The sequence below is a fragment of the Methanobrevibacter sp. genome (genome assembly GCF_045220775.1).
Lineage (GTDB): Archaea > Methanobacteriota > Methanobacteria > Methanobacteriales > Methanobacteriaceae > Methanocatella.
In genome coordinates this window covers 1-5,430 of record NZ_JBGUWC010000126.1, presented here as the reverse complement: position 1 = coordinate 5,430, position 5,430 = coordinate 1, and the positions used below count along the sequence as shown (strand labels likewise).

Here is a 5,430-nt window from a genome sequence, read left to right as displayed (position 1 = left end):
TAGGACAGCGATTTGTCGATGATCGTCGGCACGATGTCCACGTCTTCCTTGAACACCTTGCCGCTGTCGGTCTTGAAAGCGGCCGATGCGTTAAGCACCGGGATGGTCTCTACACTATTAAAATTTAACTCCATAATCTTGCGGTTTAAGTTTCCGCAAAATTATGGAGTATGTTCAGTTGTCTAAAAGACAAAAAAATACCTGACTAAAATAATGACTAATCCATTTATTTTATTTTTTTCCCACAATACCTGCAAAAACCAGAATCCGCATCAATTATTTCACCACAATGGCGACAGTACATTTTGGGGGTTTCTTTATTAATGAGTGGAGCATTATTTGTGGCTTGAGGATTTACTTTTTGAGGATTAGCAACTCGAGGATTAACGACTGAAGAATCTTGTACTTTCCTTCCATCAACAATCCATTTTAAGCCGAGGATAATTAATGCAATAACGGAAATTGGGAAAATATAGAATAGAATATAAATGCCAAAGATTGGTATCGGGAAAAGGTAGAACAATGGGAAAAACAGCACTACTAATAATATTCGCTTACTAACGGCGCTACTAATATTAAATTTATTTATTACCCAAGACGGGATTAGGTATTCCTTATAATATTCTTCATTTGAACGATATGACAAAAAAGCCATCATAAATGCATACAATAAACCAATACCAATGGCCGCTAAGGCAGCTCTCATGTACTCCGCATTCGCATTTATTCCATAAAATGGTTCGCTTAACCAAACAACCCCCAAACAAATAACAATGCTTATTACAAAGCAAATCGTCCCGTAAATAAACAGATTACGGGCTTGAATGTTCCGATTTCCTAGTTTTTGAATTGGCATTATGAAAACTAATGACATGCAAAGGAATATTATTGATAAAAGAATGCGACGCCACTTTATCATCTCCATCTCAAGAATCTGATTATTATAATTATCAATTTCCAATTCTCGATACTTAGAGAAATCAATATTTCTTACTATTTCAAAGCATCTTTCTTCAAAGGCTTGAAACACATCTTTTCCAAATTCTATTTTGTCATTTGTAATATGAAAAGAATAAACCCTGTCATTGGCAAAAAGAATAATTTGCTCAACAAATTTACCGGTATCATCATCAGCCGACATAGTGTATCCAGGTCCTCCAGTAAGAGCTAAAAACGGTTCAAATGCTTTGGTCGGTTTCCAATAATTGGTGGTATCTTTGCTATAGGTCTTGTACAACAACGTATATAGAGAATCTCTCGTTATCCCTAAATCGATATATTTCGGTTCAATGTCATATACCCATAAGACTGCATTCTCACCAAAGTATTTATGATTAATGTTGTCATCATAGTATGAATATAATCTAATTAATGAGCCGAAATCCTTGTTTGCATTTGTTTTAATGTCATTAGAGATTACATTAGAATACCATTCCGCACCACCAAATTGGAACCATCTAGCAGCATACTTGTTGCCATTATAATCATCGATAATAGGCAACGGATTACCATATTGATCTTGTTGTGATATATCTCCAATATGGCTTCCATAATCGTAATTCCAGCTGCCAGGATAATAGTCATATGGAATGAAATCATCTAAGAACGCAATTATTATAGCCGAAATAACAGCTAGTGCTGTGAGAGAAATAATTACTATCTTCTTTACCGTTGATAACTTTCTATTTTTCATTTTTTTGAATACTATTGTATATTATGATATCCAAAGAATCCGTTTTGTAAAAATCAAAAAACCTGAAAACATAACTCCTATTTGTTTTATTACAGATTTCTTTAGCAGAGTAAAAGAATGGTAAATGTTCAGAATCATCCTTCAATGCTTCGTATATTTCATTCTCAAAATTTCGAAGATTTGAAATTGGTTGATTCCCACCAGCAGAATAGGTTTTATCAAACACGTATATGAAAACGATGTCCTCTCCATTATCAATCATACTCATTCTTGCATCAGCATTGCGACTTGCAAGTGATAACACTCGGTTCTGCCTTTTTAAATATTCATTTAAGAATTCTTTTAACGCAGAATCGGGATGGTTTTTGCAATAGATTTCTAAATCATCAAGTTCTTTACTTGTGAAGGAAAATTCAAGTTGTCGATCGCTGAAAGGAGAATGAGTTCGCCATGTAAGCGAATAGCCTCTTTTTTTTAATTCTTCATAGAACTTATTTGTACCATTTTTATTCGTAAATAGCTGTTGGTAGAGTAAACTAAGTCTATGACTATCTTTGAGCAATTTTTCACTCAATACGGTATCAAGGTCAAGCACGTCATTCCGGCTGCCCGATGGCAAGATGCCGCCATTCATTGACTCTGGCAATAAACTTTCCCTTATGGGGTAGAAAAAAGTAGTGTCTAATGTTGCGTCAAAAACCACTTTTTCGCTGTCTAAAGCAACATGGCTCAGAGTATAGAAATCGAATCCGTTTGGATCTTTCATCGGAAGATGCTGATTGATTTCCGCAACCATTCCCTCTAATGTTTGATCATATTCTTTTTGGTTCTTCTCCCAAAAGATTCTGCCAATATTAGCGACGGCTATTAAAACGGCAAATAAAAGAAGAATGCCAATGCCCAGATATTTAAGAACGTTTCTTGCCATAGCAGTTTTTAAAACAATTATCAGCGTAATAACCTTTTGCCACAATACTTGCAGAAGGTTGAATCTAGCTCAATTTTATTCCCACAATACTTGCAGAACATCGTTTTCATTGGTTCCTCATCTTCATCCGATATAACACTATCTGAAGAGTTTTCAATTTTATCCCCAACGATAATTGCTTGCTGATCTTGATAATCATTTCTGCTTTCCGAATCAACATCCAATTTGCAATGCTCATCACTTGCATGAGTCAATGAATTATGGGCGATATCATTATTATCATTAACGTTATCAGATGGATAATCTGAGTTTAAGTCAGCTATCTGAGCAGCCTCAGCATTTTTTGATTCATTATCAGTATTATTAGGCATAAAACGAACCTCATCTTCTTTTGAAACCAATTTAGGCTCAGAGTTAGATTCTGAATCAGCATCGGTTATTCTTTGTTCTATTGGTTCAACTGCAACTAAACCTGCAGATTCAGATTTTATATTATTTGGTTTAACATGAGCTAAAATCAAAAACAGAATAGATGGTACCAAGAACATCGCTATTGCATATATGTCACTCCATTCATGGAACGTGAAGCCAATTATCAACGCTGAAAGTAAAATATATGCGAGCACCTTAAAAAGTTTTTTCCACCATTTGGTATTTGAACGCTTAAATGCAAATGCATAGGCTGCCCAGCATAATGCTACGATACACCCTCCAATTTGCCCTACCACGGCTAATTGATAGTCATTAGCCCATCCCCAAACAGGATACCCACTTCCAAGATACATCAATTCCCTATATGCTGATGCATTGGAAGGCTGTGGTTCAATATCCCAAGGATATGTAGCCAAACGCGAAATAATTAAAGCAGCATCACTTATAAAGAGAAGAAGCAATACCCAAGGTACAATTTTAGCAACTATCCCTTTTTTATATGAAGGATCTGGATCTCGTGCACCCAATTTGGCATATAAGAATACCAAGAAGATTGCAGCAAAAATAGAATATGATAATATGCTAATAATATCATTATTACTTAAAACATGATAATTGCCCATAGCCTTTTTTTACTTAGAAAAATAATAATTAATAATCCACCACACTAACATCAACTGTATTGCCTATATCTACTGTACCTTCTACGTCAACACAATTTTTTACTTTCACGTCTTTACTGGCGCAAAAAATGCCCAAGTTCTGAAGAACCAACATCCATATTCCGATAGCTATTGTTAAAAGAATAGCTTTAAGAGAAATCTGTTTACCTTTTATTCCTTGAATAAAAGAATTAAATTTCCCTGTATGGTTTTTACCGTTTCCTGCATTGATTTCAAATGTGAAACCACAATGCCTGCAGAATTTAGAATCATCTGCTATATCTTTACCACATTTTGGACAATACATAGTGTTGAACAATTATTAAGATTAATAAGATTATTTCGTTATGCAAAAATCAATACACATTGACAAAGATACTTCAAATTTTTTAATAAACTAAATTCGGATAAATTATTACAACAAAAAACATTACATTTGCATATTACAAAACAATGATAAAATGAGAAAGATAGTTTTTTTAATAATCATGTCTTTGTTCTTTTCTACTTGTACTTCAAAAAAAGTAAGAATAGAAATCGATAATTTAAATGAGCTTGGAGAAATATGTGATACTTCATTTTTCCATGGCATAAATGATTCTTTTACCGATTTTTATTATGATGATTTATGTAGAGTGGTCGGAGAGCCCAATGAGTATGATTATGACGATTATGATGAATACAAGGGAGACAGTAAAAATCCCATATATTATTTCAATGATGGTAAAGTTTTAATTCATTGGTCCGGGGATGAGGATGACCCAATGGGAACAATGGAATTTACCCCCTTTGAAAATAAACCACGATATATAGTTGATTGCATTTATAAAGGCTCTGAATTTGGGATAAATGATAAGACTGAAACAGTTACCATTTCCATAAAGGAAGACAAGAAAAAAATAAAACAGCCTTTTGGCATGATTCTAGAATTTGAGTTCAAAAACCAAAAATTGGTAAAGATTTGGCATGATTAAAATGCCATATAAATGAACTACAAAAATACTTCCAGGCCGTTGATCTCGAAGATGCAGCAGATACGGGCCTGGCGTATCTGGTGCGAGTCGAGCAACTTGAATTGCTGGGTACCTTGATAGAAGTTGTAACGCAGGGGGATGCAGTTGCGCCAGCACTGGATCTCCCCGCTCTTGGTCCAGAGCTTCAGGTCAACCGGGTCACCGGCCTTGAGCATCCTTCGAAGGGTACTGATGTGGATGGATTGTGCCATAGGTTATTGGAATGAGGGGTCAAACTGCTCGGTGAAGATGCGGTCGTGATCCACGGATAGGTAGTCTGTCGGCAGATACGTCCGCCTGTCTTGGTACTGGTAGGTGAACTTCACGGTGTTGAGTTCACCGTCCGCGTCGCTGATCTCGCAGGTCGGCTCGGTGATGAGCACAATCGGCATGCCTTGCGGAGTGTAGCCCTGCGAGAAGTCGGTGCGCTTGGTCGCCATGCGCACGTCATGGCTGTAGAACAGCTGCTCGATCCACCGGGCCTGTTCCATAGTCAGGCCCGAAGTCTCCACCTCGTACAGCTTCTCGTTCTGCTGGTTGTAGAACGTGGAGATGCGGTTCGTCACGGCAATCGAGCGGTCAACCTTCGGCTTGTGCGTGGTCACTGCCTGGAGTGCGCAGCACTCGAAGCAGTTGAACGCATTGCGGAAGTACAGCGTGAGGTTCGGCTCGCAGTCCTGCACATAGAACGTGAAGGACCGG

General features: G+C 37.0%; 7 protein-coding genes. 1 reads left to right on the top strand and 6 read right to left on the bottom strand.

Annotated features, from left to right (window positions below; genetic code table 11):
- Positions 1 to 226: 226 nt before the first annotated feature.
- The 4 genes from ACJROP_RS08430 to ACJROP_RS08415 form a co-directional block, all read right to left on the bottom strand.
- Entirely contained in the window at positions 227 to 1,693 is a 1,467-nt protein-coding gene (locus ACJROP_RS08430) for a hypothetical protein (RefSeq protein WP_406535027.1), read from the bottom strand.
- Entirely contained in the window at positions 1,683 to 2,621 is a 939-nt protein-coding gene (locus ACJROP_RS08425; RefSeq protein ID WP_406535026.1) for a hypothetical protein, read from the bottom strand. Before ACJROP_RS08425 ends, ACJROP_RS08430 begins: the two co-directional genes overlap by 11 nt.
- Positions 2,622 to 2,641: 20 nt before the next feature.
- Complete coding sequence (locus tag ACJROP_RS08420) at positions 2,642 to 3,469, bottom strand: zinc-ribbon domain-containing protein (protein WP_406535025.1); 828 nt, start codon at positions 3,467 to 3,469, stop codon at positions 2,642 to 2,644.
- A 235-nt stretch (positions 3,470 to 3,704) separates the two neighbouring features.
- The gene (locus ACJROP_RS08415; protein WP_406535024.1) at positions 3,705 to 4,022 is read right to left on the bottom strand and encodes a zinc-ribbon domain-containing protein; all 318 of its coding nucleotides are present in this window, start codon (positions 4,020 to 4,022) and stop codon (positions 3,705 to 3,707) included.
- Between the two features lie 154 nt (positions 4,023 to 4,176).
- Here ACJROP_RS08415 and ACJROP_RS08410 point away from each other — a divergent pair, with 154 nt between their 5' ends.
- Positions 4,177 to 4,689: a hypothetical protein gene (locus tag ACJROP_RS08410; RefSeq protein ID WP_406535023.1), complete on the top strand. Its 513-nt coding sequence runs from the start codon at positions 4,177 to 4,179 to the stop codon at positions 4,687 to 4,689.
- Positions 4,690 to 4,706: 17 nt separating this feature from the next.
- On the opposite strand, the gene ACJROP_RS08405 is transcribed toward ACJROP_RS08410, so the two are convergent.
- Both ACJROP_RS08405 and ACJROP_RS08400 read right to left on the bottom strand, forming a co-directional pair.
- Positions 4,707 to 4,940, bottom strand: coding sequence for a hypothetical protein (locus ACJROP_RS08405; RefSeq protein WP_406535022.1), 234 nt, complete (start codon positions 4,938 to 4,940; stop codon positions 4,707 to 4,709).
- Between the two features lie 3 nt (positions 4,941 to 4,943).
- Positions 4,944 to 5,430, bottom strand: a 487-nt coding sequence (locus ACJROP_RS08400) for a hypothetical protein (protein ID WP_406535021.1), incomplete at its 5' end; no start/stop codon positions are given.

Excerpts from the sequence above, each read along its gene's own strand:
- ACJROP_RS08430 (WP_406535027.1), bottom strand. The coding sequence starts at position 1,693 with ATGAAAAATAGAAAGTTATCAACGGTAAAGAAGATAGTAATTATTTCT.
- ACJROP_RS08410 (WP_406535023.1), top strand. The coding sequence starts at position 4,177 with ATGAGAAAGATAGTTTTTTTAATAATCATGTCTTTGTTCTTTTCTACT.
- ACJROP_RS08415 (WP_406535024.1), bottom strand. The coding sequence starts at position 4,022 with ATGTATTGTCCAAAATGTGGTAAAGATATAGCAGATGATTCTAAATTC.
- ACJROP_RS08405 (WP_406535022.1), bottom strand. The coding sequence starts at position 4,940 with ATGGCACAATCCATCCACATCAGTACCCTTCGAAGGATGCTCAAGGCC.
- ACJROP_RS08425 (WP_406535026.1), bottom strand. The coding sequence starts at position 2,621 with ATGGCAAGAAACGTTCTTAAATATCTGGGCATTGGCATTCTTCTTTTA.